The 18,840-nt window shown below is 71.3% G+C and carries 16 protein-coding genes; 6 read left to right on the forward strand and 10 right to left on the reverse strand.

Annotation, left to right across the window (positions count from 1 at the left end; all coding sequences use genetic code 11):
- The first annotated feature begins 97 nt into the window (after positions 1-97).
- On the forward strand, positions 98-2,158 hold the full coding sequence (locus ACIQFY_RS05750; RefSeq protein WP_400338718.1) for a transglycosylase domain-containing protein: 2,061 nt from the start codon (positions 98-100) through the stop codon (positions 2,156-2,158).
- 81 nt (positions 2,159-2,239) lie between these two features.
- On the opposite strand, the gene ACIQFY_RS05755 is transcribed toward ACIQFY_RS05750, so the two are convergent.
- The 4 genes from ACIQFY_RS05755 to ACIQFY_RS05770 form a co-directional block, all read right to left on the reverse strand.
- Entirely contained in the window at positions 2,240-3,265 is a 1,026-nt protein-coding gene (locus tag ACIQFY_RS05755; protein WP_400338720.1) for an ABC transporter substrate-binding protein, read from the reverse strand.
- A gap of 73 nt (positions 3,266-3,338) precedes the next feature.
- A complete protein-coding gene (locus tag ACIQFY_RS05760) occupies positions 3,339-4,244 on the reverse strand; it encodes an ABC transporter ATP-binding protein (RefSeq protein WP_326495302.1) in 906 nt (301 codons plus the stop codon).
- Positions 4,241-5,362 (reverse strand): iron ABC transporter permease, encoded by a 1,122-nt coding sequence (locus ACIQFY_RS05765; RefSeq protein WP_326495303.1) that lies wholly within the window; start codon positions 5,360-5,362, stop codon positions 4,241-4,243. Before ACIQFY_RS05765 ends, ACIQFY_RS05760 begins: the two co-directional genes overlap by 4 nt.
- Positions 5,359-6,438: an iron ABC transporter permease gene (locus ACIQFY_RS05770; RefSeq protein ID WP_326495304.1), complete on the reverse strand. Its 1,080-nt coding sequence runs from the start codon at positions 6,436-6,438 to the stop codon at positions 5,359-5,361. Before ACIQFY_RS05770 ends, ACIQFY_RS05765 begins: the two co-directional genes overlap by 4 nt.
- Positions 6,439-6,467: 29 nt before the next feature.
- Here ACIQFY_RS05770 and ACIQFY_RS05775 point away from each other — a divergent pair, with 29 nt between their 5' ends.
- Entirely contained in the window at positions 6,468-7,295 is an 828-nt protein-coding gene (locus ACIQFY_RS05775; RefSeq protein WP_066655700.1) for a siderophore-interacting protein, read from the forward strand.
- Between the two features lie 23 nt (positions 7,296-7,318).
- Positions 7,319-7,696: a VOC family protein gene (locus ACIQFY_RS05780; protein WP_400338723.1), complete on the forward strand. Its 378-nt coding sequence runs from the start codon at positions 7,319-7,321 to the stop codon at positions 7,694-7,696.
- Positions 7,697-7,940: 244 nt separating this feature from the next.
- On the opposite strand, the gene ACIQFY_RS05785 is transcribed toward ACIQFY_RS05780, so the two are convergent.
- The 3 genes from ACIQFY_RS05785 to ACIQFY_RS05795 form a co-directional block, all read right to left on the reverse strand.
- Positions 7,941-8,858, reverse strand: a complete 918-nt coding sequence (locus ACIQFY_RS05785; protein ID WP_066655694.1) for a carbohydrate ABC transporter permease — start codon at positions 8,856-8,858, stop codon at positions 7,941-7,943.
- A gap of 1 nt (position 8,859) precedes the next feature.
- Complete coding sequence (locus ACIQFY_RS05790) at positions 8,860-9,756, reverse strand: carbohydrate ABC transporter permease (RefSeq protein WP_066655692.1); 897 nt, start codon at positions 9,754-9,756, stop codon at positions 8,860-8,862.
- A 123-nt stretch (positions 9,757-9,879) separates the two neighbouring features.
- Positions 9,880-11,247 (reverse strand): extracellular solute-binding protein, encoded by a 1,368-nt coding sequence (locus ACIQFY_RS05795; RefSeq protein ID WP_326495305.1) that lies wholly within the window; start codon positions 11,245-11,247, stop codon positions 9,880-9,882.
- 231 nt (positions 11,248-11,478) lie between these two features.
- On the opposite strand from ACIQFY_RS05795, the gene ACIQFY_RS05800 reads away from it, so the two are divergent.
- Positions 11,479-12,981, forward strand: coding sequence for an alpha-N-arabinofuranosidase (locus tag ACIQFY_RS05800; protein ID WP_209685681.1), 1,503 nt, complete (start codon positions 11,479-11,481; stop codon positions 12,979-12,981).
- 301 nt (positions 12,982-13,282) lie between these two features.
- Here ACIQFY_RS05800 and ACIQFY_RS05805 read toward each other — a convergent pair whose 3' ends face one another.
- The 3 genes from ACIQFY_RS05805 to ACIQFY_RS05815 form a co-directional block, all read right to left on the reverse strand.
- A complete protein-coding gene (locus ACIQFY_RS05805) occupies positions 13,283-14,758 on the reverse strand; it encodes a GNAT family N-acetyltransferase (protein ID WP_400338726.1) in 1,476 nt (491 codons plus the stop codon).
- Between the two features lie 24 nt (positions 14,759-14,782).
- Positions 14,783-15,640 (reverse strand): 3-hydroxyacyl-CoA dehydrogenase, encoded by an 858-nt coding sequence (locus ACIQFY_RS05810; RefSeq protein WP_066655686.1) that lies wholly within the window; start codon positions 15,638-15,640, stop codon positions 14,783-14,785.
- A gap of 63 nt (positions 15,641-15,703) precedes the next feature.
- Positions 15,704-16,732 (reverse strand): LacI family DNA-binding transcriptional regulator, encoded by a 1,029-nt coding sequence (locus tag ACIQFY_RS05815; RefSeq protein ID WP_326495307.1) that lies wholly within the window; start codon positions 16,730-16,732, stop codon positions 15,704-15,706.
- A gap of 188 nt (positions 16,733-16,920) precedes the next feature.
- On the opposite strand from ACIQFY_RS05815, the gene ACIQFY_RS05820 reads away from it, so the two are divergent.
- Positions 16,921-17,856, forward strand: a complete 936-nt coding sequence (locus ACIQFY_RS05820) for a carbohydrate ABC transporter permease (protein ID WP_066655681.1) — start codon at positions 16,921-16,923, stop codon at positions 17,854-17,856.
- On the forward strand, positions 17,853-18,836 hold the full coding sequence (locus tag ACIQFY_RS05825) for a carbohydrate ABC transporter permease (RefSeq protein ID WP_066655680.1): 984 nt from the start codon (positions 17,853-17,855) through the stop codon (positions 18,834-18,836). The genes ACIQFY_RS05820 and ACIQFY_RS05825 overlap by 4 nt, the downstream gene beginning before the upstream one ends.
- Positions 18,837-18,840 lie beyond the last annotated feature (4 nt).

Below are 18,840 nucleotides of genomic sequence, written 5' to 3' on the forward strand. Positions count from 1 at the left end.
CGGTTCTGCCCGGGGAACCCCGGGCAGACGTCCGAACAGCGTTGGGAGGGTCACCCGATGCCTCCGGACGACGGGGGCGGGACGACGAGGGGGAGACATGGCGATGCGACGTGCGACCGGGGCAGCCCTGGGCTTCGTGGGCGGCAGCGTGCTGGCGGGGCTGCTGGTCGGGGTCGGGGTGACACCGGTGCTCGCGGTGGCCGGCGTGGGGACGACCTCGGCGATCGACCTGTTCGACTCGATGCCGGAGTACATCGAGATCGGCGACCTGCCCGAGCGCAACGAGATCTGGGCGTACCAGGGCGGACAGCCCGTGCACCTGGTCGACGTGTGGGACCAGAACCGCCAGGAGCTGTCGCTCGACCAGATCAGCGACACCCTCGAGCACGCCGCGATCGACGGCGAGGACAAGCGCTTCCGCGAGACGGGCGGTGTCGACCCGACGAGCCTGGTGCGGTCGGTCGCGAGCGTCATCGCCTCCGGCGGGCAGGGCGGGTCCGGTGGCTCGACCATCACGATGCAGCTCGTGCGGAACATCAAGATCCAGCAGGCGAGCGAACTGCCGACCGCCGAGGAGCGCGAGGCCGGCTACCGCGAGGCGACGAAGAAGAGCCCGGAGCGCAAGCTCGCCGAGGTGAAGCTGGCGATCGGACTCGCGAAGGAGTACTCGAAGGACGAGATCCTCGCCGCCTACCTGAACATCGCGTACTTCGGCGACCAGACCTACGGTGTGCAGGCAGCCTCGCAGCGGTACTACGGCAAGGACGCCTCCGACCTGACCCCGGCCGAGGCCGCGTCGCTGATCGCCATCGTGCAGTGGCCCGAGCGCCGCGACCTGTCGACGCCCGAGCACCACGACGACAACCAGGCGCGGCGGGACGTCATCCTCCGCTCGATGCACGAGCAGGGGCACCTGGGCGACGCGGACCTCGCGACGGCGCTCGCGTCCCGTCCGGCCGACTACGTCCGCCTCACGGCGCCGCAGCAGGGCTGCGAGTCGGCGGTGCGCGGCGCGGAGTTCTTCTGCGCGTACGCCGAACAGGTGGCGAAGGAGCTGCCGCAGCTCGGCGCCGACCCCGGTGCCCGCGCCGCCGCGTGGCGCACGGGCGGGTACCGGGTGCAGACCACCCTCGACCTCGACCTCAACACCCAGCAGAAGGACCTGCTCGCCCTGCACGATCCGGCGGCCGAGAGCCGGCTCGCCCTCGGTGCGACGCTCGACACCGTCGAGGCGGGCACCGGTCGCGTGCTGACGATGGCGCAGAACAAGGACTTCGACCGGTCGGCCGACGCCCCGGCGACGGCGACCTCGCTCAACTACGCCACCGACGAGTCGAACGGCGGCTCGAAGGGGTTCCAGGTCGGCTCGACCTACAAGATGTTCACGCTGCTGCAGTGGCTCGAGTCCGGCCGGAGCCCCGACACGGTGGTGGACGGGACGCGGAAGGCTCGCGCCACGTGGACGCAGTGCGGGCAGCGGGTCACGCTGGACACCCCGTACGACCCGAAGAACGACTCGCCGGGGCAGACCGGGCCGTACTCGGTCCGCGCGGCGACGGCCCAGTCGGTGAACGCGGCCTACGCGGACATGGCGTCGCAGCTCGATCTCTGCGACATCCGGGACACCGCCGCGCGACTGGGCGTCCACCCGGCGACGGGTGGGGAGCTGCCGGCGAACCCGGCGGCGATCCTCGGGACGACGAGCATCGCACCGCTGACGATGGCGGCCGCCTACGCCGGGATCGCGAACGGCGGCGTGTACTGCGCCCCGGTCGTCGTCGACCAGGTCACCGGGCCGGACGGGACGGCCCTCGGTGGGCAGCCGCGGTCCTGCACGCAGGCGGTGTCGGCGTCGGTCGCGGCCGAGGCGTTCGCGGTGATGCAGGGTGCGTTCCGCGGCGGCACGGCGTCGGGTGGGCAGACCCTCGACGGGGCGACGCTGTTCGGCAAGACGGGCACGACCGACGCGGCGGACCAGATCTGGCTCGTCGGCGGGACCTCGCGGGCGGTGACCGCGTACTGGCAGGGCAACACCGACGGCGGGAAGACGAACCTGCGGTACGTGGGGAGCGGCCAGGGCGGCACCTACGCCGGGTCCCGGGCGGACGTGTGGCGGCAGGCACAGACGGCGGTGAACGCGGCGCTGCCCGCCGGCTGATCGTCCGCTGCGGAGCGACCCCGTGACGGACGGAAGGCGCGGTGCCAGCCGGCACCGCGCCTTCCGTCCGCACGTGGGTCGCTACGAGACCTTCTTGCTGTCCTCGAGCCAGCCCGCGAGCTTCGTCATGTAGTCCGCCTGCGACGCGTAGTCGAGCGCCGGGAAGGTCCAGCTGTGGACCTGGCCCGCCTCGAGCGCGGCGTTGTCGGCGAAGGTCGGCTGCTTCTCGAGGTCCGCGACCTGGTAGCCCTGCTGCGACAGCAGGAGCACGTCACCGGTGATCTGCCCCGCGTTCTCCCACGAGTAGACGCCCCAGTAGAAGCCCTTCGGCTTCGGGTCCACGAAGTCGACACCGAACGACGAGTACATCTGCAGGCTCGGTTCGTCGGTCGGGCGGGTGACGTACGCGCCGGAGCCGTCGGCGAACATCGACACGACGGAGACGTCGCTCGACTTCGCGGCCTGCTCGAGCTCGTCCTCGGCCGCGTCGAAGCGGTCCTCGGCGGCCTGGACCTTCGCCTCGGGGGCGCCGAGCGACTCGGCCAGGTCGGCGATGGTCTCGATGACGTCCTCGCCCTTGCCGCCCCACTTCACCTGGACGACGGGTGCGATCGCCTCGACCTGCTGCTGCTGCTCCTTGTCCTTGAAGCCGTAGCCGGGCTGGGTCGTGTCGAGCGTGCCCTGCTCGTCCTTCGGGTACACCGACGTGACGACGAGGTCGGGCTTCAGGGCCGCGAGCTCCTCGAGGTCGATGTCGCCGTACGCCTCGCCGAGCTGGGTGATGCCGTCGGTGTCGAGGTCGGCGAACCGCTTGTCCTTCGCCATCGTCAGCTGACCGAAGGTGCCGACCGGGCGCAGCCCGTACTCGATGAACGAGATGGCGACGTCGTTGAGGACGACGACGCGCTTCGGGGTGCTGTCGGTCTTCACGGTCGCGCCGGTGGCGTCCTCGTACGACCAGGGACCGGAGGCGGCCGAGCCCGTGCCCGCGGTGTCGCCGGAGCCGGCTTCGTCGTTCGCACCGGAGCAGCCGGTGAGGAGGAGGGCCGAGACGGCCACGGAGGTCACGAGGGCGGCGCGCAGGGAGCCGCGGCGGGGGATCTTCACGTTAGGAGAGCCTAACCTAACTCTGAGAGACCCGCCAGCATCGGACGCGAACACGGACCCGGACCGGCGGCGGTCAGGCGCGTGGTGCCCCGTGCTCGTCCGCCTCGTGCTCGTCCGCTTCGGGCACGATCATCGGCGCGCCGGTGACCGGGTCCGGCACGACGCGGGCGTGCAGCCCGAAGGCGGTCTGCAGCACGGCGGGTGTCAGGACGTCCTGCGGCGTGCCGTCGGCGACGACACCGCCGTCGTGCAGCACGACGAGCCGGTCCGAGTACCGCGCCGCGAGCGTCAGGTCGTGCAGCACCATCACGACGGTCGACCCCTGCTCGCGGTTCAGGCGCCGCACGAGCCGGAGCACGTCGAGCTGGTGCGCGAGGTCGAGGTACGTCGTCGGTTCGTCGAGCAGCAGCGTCTCCGCCTGCTGCGCCACCACGAGCGCGATCCAGGCGCGCTGCCGCTGGCCGCCGGACAGGCTCGCGACGTCGCGGTGCGCGACGTCGGTCAGCCCGGTCGCCGCGATGGCCTGCTCGGCGACGTCGGCGTCGTCGGCCGTCCACGGCTTCGCCCACGACTGGTGCGGGTTCCGTCCGCGCATCACGAGGTCGAGGACACTCGTGCCGGCGGGAGCCACCGGCGTCTGCGGCAGGATCGCGAGCCGCCGGGCGACGGCGCGGTTCGGCTCCCGGCGGATCGGGGAGCCGTCCAGCAGCACCTCGCCCGACTGTGGCTTCAGCACGCGACCGAACGCCTTGAGGAGCGTCGACTTCCCGCACCCGTTCGCGCCGAGGAACGTCGTCACCGTCCCGCGCTCGATCCGCAGGTCCAGGTCGCGGAGGACGGGGTCGCGGTCGTAGCCGACGGAGAGTCCGCGGGCCTCGAGGACGGGAGGCACGGTGCCGGTCGAGGCGCCGCCCGCGCTCCGGTGGGCGGTCGCGTCCGGTGCGCCCGTGGTCCGGGTGTCGGTCGTGGTGGCGGTCATCGGGACATCTCCTTGCGGTGGCGGACGAGGAGCCAGATCAGGTACGGGGCCCCGACGACGGTGGTCACGATGCCGACGGGCACCTGCCACGGGAAGGCGGAGCGCGCGAGCAGGTCGGCGCCGAGGACGAGGACCGTCCCGAGCGCCCCCGCGAGCAGCAGTGGCGGACGGTTCGTCCCGGCCAGCCGCAGGGCCACCTGGGGGACGACGAACGCGACGAAGCCGATCGGTCCGGCGGCGGCGACGGCGGCGGCGGTGAGGACGACCGCGAGGGCGAGGACGAGCAGCCGGTGGCGCTGCACGCCGAGTCCGACGCCGGTCGCGACCTCGTCGCCGAGCTGCCCGATGCCGAGCGCGGCGCTGGTGGCGAGGGCGATCGGGACGCAGACCGCTGCGACGAGCAGGAGCGGCCAGACCGTCGTCCACGAGGTGCTCGACAGGCTGCCGACGAGCCACTGCGACGCCGCCGTGGCGACGGTGATCTTCGCGCGGACGAGCAGGTAGCTGGTCACGGCGTCGAGCGTCGCGCTCACCCCGATGCCGACGAGCACCAAGCGGTAGCTCTGCACGCCGCCTCGCCAGCCGAGGCCGTACACGGCTGCCGCGGCGACGAGTGCGCCGATCGTCGCCGCCACCGGGATGCCGCCGCTCAGGACGATCGCCGACACCGAGTAGGTGCCACCGCCGAGCACGATCGCGGCGACCGCGCCGACGCTCGCTCCCGAGGTCACACCGATGATGTCCGGCGTGCCGAGCGGGTTCCGGGTCACCGTCTGGGTCAGCGCGCCGGCCGTCCCGAGCACCAGGCCGACCAGGGCGCCGGTGAGCACGCGGGGGAGTCGGAGCGTGGTGACGATGAAGCCCTCGGGGCCGTCCTCGGCGCCGAGCAGTGCGCGGACGACGGTGCCCGGCGCGATGAACGTGCTGCCGACCGCAACGCCGAGCACCACGAGGGCCAGGGCGACGGCGAGCGAGCCGACCGTCCAGCCGAGCACCCGCGGACGCCAGGCGAGTCCGACCGGGCCGACCCGGACACCACGGCGACCGGCGGGCGGACGGCCCGTGCCGGTCGTCACCGCCCGCTCGGCCTCGAGCCGTCCGTCCGTGGCGGCGCTCACAGGGACACCAGCGATCGGCGACGGGCGACGGCGACGAAGACCGGACCGCCGAGCACGGCGAGCACGATGCCGACCTCGACCTCGGAGAACCCGCCGACCAGTCGGCCCACCACGTCGGCGACGAGCACGAGCGCGGCGCCGACGAGTGCCGACACGGGGAGCGTCCAGCGGTGCCCGGTCCCGACCAGGGCGCGGGCGACGTGCGGCACCGTGAGGCCGACGAAGCCGATCGGTCCGGCGGCGGCGGTGGCACCGGCCGCCAGGAGCGTGATGCCGCCGAGCCCGACGAGCCGGGCGACGAGCACGTTCTCGCCGAGGCCCTTCGCCAGCTCGGCGCCGAGCCCCAGGGCGTCGAGGGCGCGGGTGTTCCAGACCGCGAGCACGGCGCCGACGAGCAGGAACGGCGCCGCGGCCACGAGCACGTCGAGCTGCCGGGAGGCGAGCGACCCGACCACCCACAGGCGGTAGGCATCGAGGGAGTCCTGGTCGGTCAGGACGATGAACGACGTGATCGCCCCGAGCAGGGCGGAGACGGCGGCCCCGGCCAGGGCGAGGGGCACGGGGCTCGCGGTGCCGCTGCCGGCGACGGTCACCGAGAACACGACGACGCTCGCGACGACGGCCCCGACGAGGGCGAACCAGACGGTGGCCCCGGTGCTCGTCACCCCGAAGACGTACACGCCGAGCACGACCGCGAGCCCGGCACCCGAGGAGACCCCGAACAGCCCGGGGTCGGCGAGCGGGTTCCGGGTGTGGCCCTGCATGAGGAGCCCGGCGATGCCGAGCGCTGCGCCGACGGCGGCGCCGATCAGGGTGCGCGGGATGCGGGAACCCCAGACGACGGCCTCGGCGGTGCTCGACCCGCTGCGCGTCAGCCCCGCGAGCACCTGGTCGACGCCGAGCCGGTTGCTCCCGAGGAGCATGCTCGCGACCGCGGCGACGACGAGCGCGACGACCAGGGCCACGACCACCAGCAGCCGACGACGGACGGCCCGGCGGTGCACGCCGTCGGCACGCGGCGGGACCTCGCTCCGGGCAGCCCGGTCGGGCGTCAGGACGGTTTCGGGGGATGGCACGCAGGCCAGCTTAGGGTAGCCTTCCCTTCATGGCGAAGATCCCGCGGCTCATGCCCGAGGCACCCCGGCTCTTCCGTGCTCGGGTGCTCCGCTCCGTCCGGCACACCCCGTCGGTGCAGCGGGTCACCGTGACGGGCGACGACCTGCACGAGTTCCCGTTCCTCGGGTTCGACCACTGGTTCCGCCTGTTCGTGCCGCGCCCCGACCAGGACGCCTTCCGGATGCCCGACCTGGACGGTCGTCGCTGGTGGCCGTCGTTCCTCGCCATCCCCGAGGACGTCCGTCCCCACTGCGCGAACTACACGGTCGCGGCCTTCCGTCCCGAGGTCGGCGAGCTCGACGTCGACTTCGTCGTGCACTGCGACGCCGACGGCGAGCCCGAGGGCCGCGCGGCGATCTGGGCCTGTGGTGCCCGTCCCGGTGACGAGCTCGCGATGCTCGACCAGGGCTGCATCTTCGACTGCCCGGACGACGCCGGCGAGGTCGTCGTCGCCGCCGAGGAGACCGGCCTGCCCGCCGTGGTCGGCATCGCGGCGTCGCTGCCGCGCGACGCCGTCGGCCGCATCATCCAGGAGGTCCCGACCGCTGCCGACGTCCGCGTGCTCGACGCCCCGGTCGGCGTCACGGTGACGTGGATCGTCCGGGCGGACACCGAGCACGACGTCCCCGGACGCGCGGCGCTCGCCGAACTGCAGCGGTACGTGCCCGCCGACGACCGTGGGTACGCCTTCGTGGTCGGGGAGTCGCGGCTCGCGACCGAGGGCCGGCGACACCTGCACCGTGCCGGTCTGCCGAAGACCCGGATCACCTTCTCCGGCTTCTGGAAGCACGACGCGCGCCAGGTCGTCCCCGCCTGACCGTCTCCGCGTAGCGTGCGGGCATGAGCAGTCGACTGAGTGAACTCGTGCTGAACTGCCGCGACCCCGAGGCGTTGTCGCGCTTCTGGTGCGCGGTCCTGGACTACGTCGAACTCGGGAAGGACGACGACGGCATCGAGGTCGGCCCCGCATCGGGCTTCGGCGGCGCGACCCCGACGATCATCCTCAACCGGGTCGAGCACGCGCCGACCCAGACCCTGCGGCTCCACCTCGACCTCTCGCCGGTCGATCGCGACCAGGAGGCCGAACTCGAGCGGCTGCTCGCGCTCGGTGCCCGACCCGCCGACGTCGGGCAGACCGGCGAGGAGTCCTGGCACGTGCTGCAGGACCCCGAGGGGAACGAGTTCTGCCTGCTGCGGACGCGGCTCGACCCGCTCTGACCTGCGCCCCCACACGACGGAACGACCCATCGCGCGTGCAGTAGGAAGCGGGTCCGCGCGTGGCAGGTCGTTCCTTCTGGCCTCCCTTGCGCGGAAGCGTCACCCAAGCGCGGAAGCGTCACCCGAGCGCGGAAGCGTCACCGGTGTGCGGAAGGGTCGCTGCGCCCGGTCCGACCAGGCGCACGACGGACGGGAGGCACGGTGCCAGCTGGCACCGTGCCTCCCGTCCGTCGACGCGGAGCGTCTAGCCCTTGAGGCCCGAGCCCGTCACGCCCTCCACGATCTGCCGCTGGAAGACCAGGTAGAGGATGATCAGCGGCAGCGCCGCCAGGATCGCGCCGGCCTGGATGTCGGCGTAGCGCTGCCCGAAGCTGCCCTGCACCGTGGCGAGCCCGACCGGGATCGTCATGAGGTCCGGGTTCGACAGGACGAACAGCGGCAGGAGCAGGTTGTTCCACACCCCGACGAAGGTCAGGATCGCGACCGCGGCGATCACCGGACGGGACAGCGGCATGATCACCGACCAGTAGATCTTCCACATGCCCGCACCGTCGATGCGCGCCGCCTCCTCGAGCTCCTTCGGGATGCCGTCGAAGAACTGCTTGAAGATGAAGACCGCGATCACGGCCGGCACCTGCGGGAAGATCACCGACCAGTACGTGTTGAGCAGGTTGACCGCGTTGAGCTCCTGGAAGATCGGGATGATCAGGACCTGCGTCGGGATCATGATGCCCAGGATGATGAGCAGGAACGCGACGTTCCGGCCGCGGAACGCCAGACGGGACAGCGCGAAGGCCGCCATCGAGGCGAACAGCACCGTCAGCGCCGTGGTGACGAGGCTCGTCACGCCGCTGGCGAGGTACCAGTTCCAGATGTCGCCGGACCGGAACAGCGACGCGTAGGAGTGCAGCGTCGGGTTCCAGTTCGACAGGATCGCGTTCGCGCCCAGGGCCGCGACCCCGTTGTCGGACAGTGACGTCTTCAGGGCGAACAGGCTCGGGATGAGCCAGATGATCGCGAACACCGTCAGGATGATCGCGGCGGCGGTGTTGAAGCCCTTGCCGGAGACGCCGATCTTCGCGGCGTTCGCGGGCGCGGCTGCCGAGACGCCGGAGCGCAGCTTCCGCGGACGCGACGTGGTGATGCTCTCGGTGGCGGTCATGTCAGGCCCCGATCTCTCGCTTGGCGGCAGCGCGCTCGACGAGCTGCCGGATGACCGCGATCGCGACGATCACGATGAACAGGAGCACCGACGCGGCGGACGCGGCGCCGAGACGGTTGTCGGTGAAGCCGACGCCGGTGATGAGCTGCAGCGAGACCTGGGTCGAGATGCCCGGGCCGCCGTTCGTCATCAGGTACACCTGGTCGAAGATCTTCAGGCTCGCGATGATCTGCAGCAGGATGACCAGCGTCGTCGTGCGGCCGAGCAGCGGCAGCGTGATCGACTTGATCTGCTGCCAGCTGGACGCACCGTCGACCGCGGCGGCCTCGTACAGCTCGCGGGGGATCTCCTGCAGGCCGGCCAGGTACAGCACGAAGTTGAAGCCGAGGGTCCACCACACGGTGGCGATCGCGACGCCGATCATGGCCGTGTTCGGGCTCGCGAGCACACCCGCACCCGGGGTCAGGCCGATCGCCTGCTGGATCGAGGCGAAGAGGCCCGTCGCCGGGGTGAAGATGAACACCCAGATGAGCGAGATCGTCGCCGACGGCAGGATGAACGGCAGGAAGAACGCCAGGCGGAAGAACCACTGCCCGCGGTTCATCCGGTTCGTCAGCACGGCGAAGACGAAGGCCAGGATCACCAGCGGCGGCGTCGTGTAGAGCGTGAACTGCAGGGTGTGCCAGAGCGACGACCAGAAGTCGGCGCGACCGAGCATCTCGGCGTAGTTCGCGAAGCCCGCGAAGCTGCCGAGCCCGGTGCGGACCGTCGAGGTGTTGAAGAAGCTCGTGACGATCATCCAGACCGTCGGACCGAGCAGGAAGGCCAGGTAGAACAGGCCGAAGGGCGCGAGGAAGAGCCAGCCGGTGCGGCCCTGTCCCCGGTTGGTGGAGTTCACGCGGGGGCGCGTGCCACGGGTGACCGCGGCGGCGTCCGTGGGTCGGGTGAGAACTGGTGCAGCGGTCACGTCATCGTGCCTTTCGCGCGGTGTTCACGTCGGTCGTCGGGGAGGCCTGCCCGGTCACAGCGGGCTCGGGGTGTTGAGGTAGGTGGCGAGCTGGTCCTTGATGGCCGAGAGCGCCTGGGCGGGCGAGCTGCTGCCCTGCTGCACCAGTGCGAGCTGGGCGCCGACGGTGTTCTCGAAGGTCGAGCCCGATCCGCCGTACCAGGCGGGGTCGTCGAAGACGGCGGACTCGGCGGCCGATGCGTAGTTGGACTGCGGCTTCAGGTCCTTGAACGCGGTGCTGTCGAACGTGGGCATGTACGCGGGGACGTGCCCGCCCTCGGCCCAGGTCAGGCTCTGCTCGAGCATCTGCTTGATGAAGAGCATGTGCGCCTTGCGCTGCTCGGGCGTCCGGTCCTTCCGCGGCAGGATGAACGTGTGCGAGTCGGCCTGCGTCGCCGGCTCGTCGAACAGCTGCGGGACGGGGACCATGCCGAACTTCAGCCCCTTGATGGACTGCGCGGTGCTGATCTCCCACTCGCCCTGCATGAAGAAGCCAGCCTTGCCCGTGAACATCAGCGTCTGGGCGGTGGCGTAGTCGAGCCCCTTGTTCAGCCAGCCCTCCTTCACCCACTTCTGGGTCATGTCGGTGACCTTCGTGTACGCGTCCTCGTTGACGGTGAGCTTCGCGCCCCCGTCGCTGATGAACGGCGTCGCGCCGTCGATCTGGTTGTACATCGACCAGAAGAAGCGCCACGGGGTCGCGACCTCGCTGACGTTCGCGACGTTGAGCGCGGTGCCGCCGGTGACCTTCGCGACGGCGGCCAGCGCGGCCTCGAAGTTCTCGAGCCCGTTGAGGTCCTTCAGGTTGCCGTCGGAGTCGATGAGCCCGGCCTTCTGGCACACGTCAACGTTGTAGAAGAGCACGAAGGGGTGCGTGTCGAGCGGCACGCAGATGTTCTTGCCGTCGGTCTTCTGCGCGGTCCAGGCCTTCTGGTTGAAGTCGCTGGCGCTCAGGCCGACGCTCGCCAGGTCGTCCTCGGTGATCGGGTCGAGCAGCCCGCCGTCCCAGAGCGGCTTCGCACGGGTCAGGTGAGCGATCGCGACGTCCGGCGGCTTGTTCCCGACGGTGGCCAGTGTGACCTTCGAGTAGTACGGGTTGCCCCAGGCGAACGTCGTCGCCTGCAGCGAGGACGGCCCGCCGTGCTGCTTCGCGTAGCCGGCCTCCATCGTCTGCATGCGGACACCGTCGCCACCGCCGAAGAGGTTCCAGAAGACGAGGGTCTCGGGGTTCAGCGGGGCACCGGCGACGCCGGCGGCCAGCGGGCTCGAGCACGCGGCGAGGGGGAGGACCGCGGCGCCGGCGGCTGCACCGGCGAGCAGGGTCCTGCGGGTGAAGGCACCGCCGCGGGACTGCGGGGTGGGTACGGCTGGTCGGATCGGCATGGCATCACTCCATCGGGACGGGCCGAGCGGAGCGGTCGTTGCTCCGTGAGCGCTCACAGTAGCGGCAGGTCCGGGGGTGCGCCACCCCTTTCGTGAAGGTCACGACCGGGGCGCGTCCCCGCTTCCCCATCCGCCCGGAACCCGCTAGCGTTCATGGGGACGTGAGCGCTCACTTTCGTTCCGGGCCGATCACGTCGCACCACGAGCCCCCACGCTGATCAAAGGAGATCCATGCCTCGCACACACCTCGTCCTCGACGCCGCGTTCACCGTGGGGCCGGTGCGCCGTCGCCTGTTCGGTGGGTTCGTCGAGCACCTCGGGCGCCACGTCTACGACGGCATCCACGAGCCGGCACACGAGACCGCCGACGAGCACGGCTTCCGCAAGGACGTCATCGACCTCGTCAAGGAGCTGAACGTCTCCGCCATCCGCTACCCCGGTGGCAACTTCGTCTCCGGCTACAAGTGGGAGGACGGCGTCGGGCCCGTCGAGCAGCGCCCCCGTCGCCTCGACCTCGCCTGGCACTCGACCGAGACCAACGAGGTCGGCCTGCACGAGTTCCAGCACTGGCTCGACGCGGTCGACTCCGAGCTCATGCTCGCCGTGAACCTCGGCACCCGCGGCACGCAGGAGGCCATCGAGCTCCTCGAGTACGCGAACATCGACGCCGGCACCGCGCTCAGCGAGTACCGCCGCTCGAACGGCCGCCAGGAGCCCTTCGCGATCAAGATGTGGTGCCTCGGCAACGAGATGGACGGCCCGTGGCAGCTCGGCCACAAGAACGCCGAGGACTACGGCAAGCTCGCCGCCATGACCGCGAAGGCCATGCGACAGATCCAGCCCGACCTCGAGCTGGTCGCCTGCGGTTCGTCCGGCGCCTCGATGCCGACGTTCGGCGAGTGGGAGCGCACGGTCCTCGAGCACACCTACGACGACGTCGACTACATCTCGGCGCACGCCTACTACGAGGAGGACGGCGACATGTCGACGTTCCTCGCCTCGGGCGTCAACATGGACCACTTCATCGACACCGTCACCACCGCGGCGGACCACGTCAAGGCGCACAAGAAGTCGGACAAGCGCATCGACATCTCGTTCGACGAGTGGAACGTCTGGTCGATCAGCAAGTGGAACGAGCAGCAGAAGACCTTCGAGCTGCAGGACTGGCCGGTCGCGCCGCGCCTGCTCGAGGACGTCTACACCGTCGCGGACGCCGTCGTCGTCGGTGGGCTCCTCATCTCGCTGCTCCGGCACGCCGACCGCGTCGCGTCGGCGAGCCTCGCGCAGCTCGTGAACGTCATCGGCCCGATCATGACCGAGCCCGGTGGCCCGGCCTGGCGCCAGACGACGTTCTTCCCGTTCTCGCTCACCTCGAAGCTCGCGAACGGCACGTCGCTGCAGGTCAAGGCCTCGGGTGACACGGTCGACGGCGGCAAGTACGGCGAGGTCCCCGTCGTCGACTCCGCCGCGACGGTCGAGGACGGCAGGGCAGCGGTCTTCCTGGTGAACCGTCACCAGACCGAGTCGACGACCGTCACGATCGACCTGGCCGGCATCGGCGCCGACGGTGACGTCCGCGCCGAGGGCATCTGGGACGACGACGTGCACGCCGTGAACGACCTCGAGGGCCGTGAGCGCGTCGGACTCCGCACGAACGAGACCGTCCGTCGCGAGGGCGACACGATCACGATCGAGCTGCCCCCGGTCTCCTGGACCGCGGTGTCGATCGGCTGACCCGACCGCCGACCACGTCGGCGCACGAACGCCTCGGCGAGCGCTCCGGTGAGCGTCGAGTGAGCACGGAGGGCACCGGCCCGCGCGAGCGGACCGGTGCCCTTCGCTCGTGCCGGAGCATGCCGGCGCGGGCCGGCGCGGGCCGGAGCGTGCCGGCGCGGGCCGGACGGGAGGCGCGGTGCGGTACCGCCACGGACCTCCCGACCCGGGACGTGCCGGACGGGAGGCGCGGTGCGGTCCGGCCGCGAGCCTCCCGTCCGCCGCTCGGTCAGTCCGCGGACGGCCGCATGTCGTAGGTGACCTACGGGGTCGCCGCGGCGACGCGGTCGTAGACCGCCCGCGCGGTCGCGTTGTCCTCGGCGGTGATCCAGCGGACGACGCTCGCGCCCTCGGCAGCGGCGGTGGCCGCCGCCTCGTGCAGCAGTGCCGTCGCGACGCCGCGCCCCCGGGCGTCGGGAGCCGTGAACAGGTCGTCGAGGTACAGGCCGGTCGTCGCCGATGACGGGCGGGCGAACCGCCGGAGGTCGGCGAGCCCGAGCAGGTGGCCGTCGGCGTCCTCGGCGACCAGGCCGGTGAGCCCGTGTGCACCCGTCGACACCCACCGCCAGGTGGTCCGGACGGCCTCGGTGTCCTCCGGCAGTCGGTAGAACGCGCGGTAGCCGGCGTACAGGGCCTGCCACGCCGCGGCGTCCGTCGACCGCACCGGACGGATGCGCACGACCGCGGCCCGCGCTCGACACCTGATGTCCACGATCACGGCGGTCTTCGCGTCGGCGTAGGCGTTCGTGTCGTCCCACGACCGCTCCATCAGCGCACGCTTGGTGTCCTCGTACCGCTGCCGGTCGGTGTCGTCGCGGCGGAGCTGGTCGCGGAGCAGCAGGTAGTCGTCGAGCTCGGCAGCGCCGTGCTCGTACACGTGCACGTGCGCGTCGCGCTCGGGCGTGCGGACGAGGCGGTGCCCGGGCTCGCGTACCCGGAGCTCGTAGCCGGCGCCGAGCAGCGGGGTGAGGTACGCGGCCTCGTCGGTGACGTCCGGCACGGCGACCGCGACGTCGACGATCGGCTTCGCGGCGAGTCCCGGCACGGACGTCGAGCCGATGTGCTCGATCGTGACGTGCTGGCCGTCCAGGGCGTGGGCGATCCGTGCGCGGTGCTCCTCGTAGCGGGCGGACCAGGCGGGATCGTGGTCCCGGAGCCCGACGGTCAGCGGTTCGGGGCCGCCGACGATGTCCACCTCGGTGACGTCGGGGTGCGCGTGCGCACCCGTGCGGATCCAGTGGTGGAGCAGGGTGTGCCCGTCCGGGTCGACCACGCTGCGCTCGTACCGGCCGCCGGCGTGCTCGATGACCCGGCGGGACGCGGGGTTCGTCGCGTCGCACGTCAGCATGACCTCGGGCAGCCCGCGCTCGGCTGCCGCGCGGACGACCTCGGCGAGGGCCGCGGACGCCAGGCCCCGGCCCCGGGCGGAGGGCCGGACGCCGTACCCGACGTGCCCGCCGTACGAGCGGAGGAAGTCGTTGAGCTCGTGCCGCAGCGCGATGCTGCCGAGGTACTCGTCACCCTCGACGATCCAGCGGTAGGTGCACGTCACGTGGTCGGGGCTGGCCGGGGTCGTCTCCTCGGCCAGGAGCTGGTCGACCCACTGCTCGAAGCCCGCTCGGTCCTGCAGCGCCGCGGCGTCCCGGATCCCGGCGCCGTCCTGGTGGGCACCGTCCCACTCCTGCAGGGCGCGGCTGAAGGACGGGTGGTACTCGGGGGAGGGGGCGACGAGTTCCATCCCGAGATCCTAGGGGTGCTCACGTCAGCGGTAGCGGTAGAACCCCTCACCCGACTCGACGCCGTACTTGCCCTGGTCGAGGTACTCCGACTGCAGGTACGCCGCCCAGGCCTGCGCGCCGGGCTCGGGGGACGCGCTCGCGACCGCGTGCGCGGTGCGGAGCCCGATGACGTCGTACATGCGGAACGGCCCGACCGGGCTGCCGGTCCCGATCTGCCACGTGGTGTCGATCGTGGCGGGGTCGGCCACCCCGCGGAGCACCAGGCCCGCGGCGGCGTCGAGGAGCGGCACGAGCAGGGAGTTGAGCACGTAGCCCGGCTGCTCCTTGTGCAGGCGGATCGGGACCATGCCGATCTCCTCGGCGAACGTCGCGACGCGCTCGAACACCTCGGGGTCGGTCTGCTCGGTCCCCATCACCTCGGCGGTGTTCTGCCGCCAGACGTGGTTGGCGAAGTGCAGCGCGAGGAAGCGGTCCGGGCGGCCGGTCGCGTCTGCGATCGCGCTCGGCAGCAGGGTCGACGAGTTCGTCGCGAAGACGGTCTCCGCCGACGCCACCTCGGCGAGCCGGCCGTAGACCTCGCGCTTGGTCTCGAGTCGCTCGGGGACCGCCTCGACGACGAGCTCGGCCCCACCGACGGCCCGGGCGAGGTCGGTGTCGAAGGTGATCCGCGCGACGGCGGCGTCGGCGTCCGGTCGGGCGTCCTGCCCGACGTCGCCGAGGTACTGCTCGACGATGCCCGCGAGTCGCTCACGACCGGCGGCGACCGCGTCCTCGCTGATGTCGTACACGACGACGGGGATGCCGTGTCGGGCGGTCTGGAGGGCGATCTGGGTGCCGAGGACGCCGGCGCCGAGCACGGTGACGGAGCTGAAGGTGGTCATGCTGCCCAGTGTGCTCCCGACCCGTGGGAGTGCGCGGGCGAGCGCCTGACCCGACGCGGGCGCCTAGGCCCGCGGCGGCGGTGCCGTGCTCGCCCGTTCGACCAGGCGCACCGGCACGAGGTCGGTCGACGTGCGGACGGGGGTGCCCTCGATCTGCGCCAGCAGCGTCGCGACCGCCCGCCGCCCGACCTCGTCGAAGGACTGGTGCACGGTGGTCAACGGCGGCCAGAACGACTCCGACTCGGGGAAGTCGTCGAAGCCGACCACGCTGAGGCTCTCCGGCACCGATCGACCGGCCTCGTGCGCCGCCCGGAGGACCCCGAGCGCGGTCTGGTCGTTCACCGCGAAGACGGCGGTGATCTCGGGCCGCGCCGCGATCTCCTGCCCGGCGCGGTGCCCGTCGGCCGTCGACCACCCTGCGGGGAGGACCCGGGGGACCCTGCGGCCCGCGTGCTCGAGCGTCTCGCGCCACGCGACGAGGCGGCGTTCCGCGGAGTACGAGGCGGCGGGCCCGGCGACGTGCCAGACGGTCTCGTGCCCGAGGTCGAGCAGGTGCTGCGTGGCGAGCCGTGCGCCCTCGGCCTGGTCGATGTCGATGGAGGGCCGGTCGGTCGTGCCCGCGGAGTCGACGACCACGAGCGGGACACCGCTCGGCAGCACGACCTCGGCGGTGTCGATGATGTGCGACTCGATGACGATCACGACGCCGTCGACCGCCTGCTCGTGCAGCCGGGAGAGCGCGGTGCGGACGCCCTCGCCGGTGCGCGACGCCATGGGAAGCAGGGTGATGGTGAAGTCCGCGGCGGCCGCAGCAGCCGAGATGGCCTCGAGCGTGCGCATGTTGCCGAACGACGCGAGCGTGAACATGATCACGCCGATGGTCCGGAAGCGCCCGGACCGCAGCGCACGCGCCGCACGGTTCGGCCGGTAGCCGAGGTCGTCCATGGCGCGCTGGACCCGGTCCCGGGTGTCCGGGCTGACGTTGTCGAAGCCACGGGCAACGCGCGACACGGTCTGCATCGAGACGCCGGCGGCGTCGGCCACGGCGGCCAGCGACGGCGCACGGCGCGGTGCGGTCAGATCGGTCGACAACGCTGTTCCCTCCGTTCGACTTCCCCGAACGCTAGTGCATGTTGACGTTGCCATGCTACGGTGACGTCGTTCGATGTTGACGTCAACATCGACGTCCTCCGGATCCGTGCCAGCGCAGGCAGGGCACGACCCGTGGGCGCCGTCAGGTGCCCGGTCCGGAACCCGAACGCAGCAGACAAGGGAGTCACATGAGCACGCTCGCAGCGCGCCCGGCCGAGGCGGCACCGCCGGCGCGGCCGACCGCTCGCCGCCCGAAGGTCCGGGGGCGGTACACCGGCTGGCTGTTCGTCGGCCCCTTCGTCGTCGTCCTCGTGGCGATGCTCATCGTGCCGATCGGCTACGCGCTCTGGCTCAGCCTGTTCCGCGACCAGCTCATCGGTGGCAACCAGTTCGTGTGGTTCGCCAACTACGTGCAGCTGTTCCAGGACGCCCAGTTCTGGGAGGGCCTCGGTCGCGTCGCACTCTTCCTGGTCGTGCAGGTCCCGATCATGCTCGGCCTCGCGCTCGTGGCGGCCCTCGCGCTCGACAGTGCACGGCTCTGGGGTACCGGGTTCTTCCGCATCGCCGTGTTCCTGCCGTACGCCGTGCCCGGCGTGGTCGCCGCCCTCATCTGGGGCTTCATCTACGGCAACCAGTTCGGTCTCACAGGCGCCGCGAACAGCGCGCTCGGCATCGACCTGCTCCAGCCGTTCAGCCCGACCTGGGTCCTCACGTCGATCGGCAACGTGGTCACGTGGGAGTTCCTCGGCTACAACATGCTGATCTTCTACGCCGCCCTGCGCGTCGTGCCCGGTGAGCTCTACGAGGCTGCCGAGCTCGACGGCGCCGGCCCGCTGCGCACCGTCTTCTCGATCAAGCTGCCCGCCCTGCGCGGCCCGATGGTCATCGCGACGATCTTCTCGATCATCGGCAGCTTCCAGCTCTTCAACGAGCCGAACCTGCTGAAGACGCTCGCGCCGAACGTCATCGGCAGCGCCTTCACCCCGAACATGTACGCCTACTCGCTGTCCTTCAGTGGCCAGCAGTTCAACTACTCCGCCACCGTCGCCATCGTCATGGGTGTCATCACCGCCGTGATCGCCTACGTCGTCCAGGTCCGCGGAACCCGCCAGGAGAACCGATGAGCACCCTGCAGCAGCCCGCCGCCGGCGCGACCAGCCCGGCCACGGTCACCGAGGCGACCACCACCCAGCGCGACCCGGGGGACCGGGCGACCCGCGCCTCCCGGTCGCGCCGCGCCGGCAAGCCGGTCGACGGACGCAAGGTGAAGCGCTCCGGTCTCCTGACCGCCGTGATGGTCGTCTTCGTCGTCTACTCGTTCGCACCGCTGTTCTACCTGCTGGTGAACAGCACCAAGACCCAGGCGTCCCTGCTGTCGACGTTCGGCCTGTGGTTCGGCGGCGACTTCAACCTCTGGCAGAACATCGTCGACACCCTCACCTACAACGACGGCATCTTCCTGCAGTGGCTCGGCAACACGCTGCTGTACGTGGTCGTCGGTGCCGGTGGCGCCACCCTGCTCGCCACGGTCGCCGGTTACGGCATGGCGAAGTTCCAGTTCCCCGGCCGTCGCGCGGTCTTCGCCGTCGTCCTCGGGGCGATCGCCGTCCCCGGCACCGCCCTCGCCGTCCCGACCTTCCTGCTCTTCTCGCAGTTCGGCCTGACGAACACCCCCTGGGCGATCATCCTGCCGTCGCTCATCAGCCCGTTCGGCATGTACCTCATCTGGACCTACGCGATCGACGCGATCCCGACCGAGCTCATCGAGGCCGCCCGCATGGACGGCGCCGGCGAGTTCCGGATCTTCTTCACCATCGCGCTGAAGCTCCTCACGCCCGGTGTCGTCACCGTCCTGCTCTTCGCGGTCGTCGCCACCTGGAACAACTACTTCCTGCCGCTCATCATGCTGAGCGACCCGAAGTGGTACCCGCTCACGGTCGGCCTCAACCAGTGGAACGCCCAGGCCACCGGCTCCGGCGCGCAGCCGATCTACAACCTCGTCGTCACCGGATCGCTCCTCACGATCATCCCGATCGTGGTCGCGTTCCTCTTCCTCCAGCGCTTCTGGCAGTCCGGCCTCGCGGCCGGTTCCGTCAAGGCCTGACCCA

It is taken from the genome of Curtobacterium sp. NPDC092190 (assembly GCF_044755625.1).
Taxonomy (GTDB): Bacteria; Actinomycetota; Actinomycetes; order Actinomycetales; family Microbacteriaceae; genus Curtobacterium.

What these genes read in the sequence shown, in the direction of transcription:
- ACIQFY_RS05750 (WP_400338718.1), top strand. Translation starts at nt 98, where the DNA reads ATGGCGATGCGACGTGCGACCGGGGCAGCCCTGGGCTTCGTGGGCGGC.
- ACIQFY_RS05820 (WP_066655681.1), top strand. Translation starts at nt 16,921, where the DNA reads ATGAGCACGCTCGCAGCGCGCCCGGCCGAGGCGGCACCGCCGGCGCGG.
- ACIQFY_RS05800 (WP_209685681.1), top strand. Translation starts at nt 11,479, where the DNA reads ATGCCTCGCACACACCTCGTCCTCGACGCCGCGTTCACCGTGGGGCCG.
- ACIQFY_RS05760 (WP_326495302.1), bottom strand. Translation starts at nt 4,244, where the DNA reads ATGACCGCCACCACGACCGACACCCGGACCACGGGCGCACCGGACGCG.
- ACIQFY_RS05775 (WP_066655700.1), top strand. Translation starts at nt 6,468, where the DNA reads ATGGCGAAGATCCCGCGGCTCATGCCCGAGGCACCCCGGCTCTTCCGT.
- ACIQFY_RS05805 (WP_400338726.1), bottom strand. Translation starts at nt 14,758, where the DNA reads ATGGAACTCGTCGCCCCCTCCCCCGAGTACCACCCGTCCTTCAGCCGC.
- ACIQFY_RS05825 (WP_066655680.1), top strand. Translation starts at nt 17,853, where the DNA reads ATGAGCACCCTGCAGCAGCCCGCCGCCGGCGCGACCAGCCCGGCCACG.
- ACIQFY_RS05795 (WP_326495305.1), bottom strand. Translation starts at nt 11,247, where the DNA reads ATGCCGATCCGACCAGCCGTACCCACCCCGCAGTCCCGCGGCGGTGCC.
- ACIQFY_RS05780 (WP_400338723.1), top strand. Translation starts at nt 7,319, where the DNA reads ATGAGCAGTCGACTGAGTGAACTCGTGCTGAACTGCCGCGACCCCGAG.
- ACIQFY_RS05810 (WP_066655686.1), bottom strand. Translation starts at nt 15,640, where the DNA reads ATGACCACCTTCAGCTCCGTCACCGTGCTCGGCGCCGGCGTCCTCGGC.
- ACIQFY_RS05785 (WP_066655694.1), bottom strand. Translation starts at nt 8,858, where the DNA reads ATGACCGCCACCGAGAGCATCACCACGTCGCGTCCGCGGAAGCTGCGC.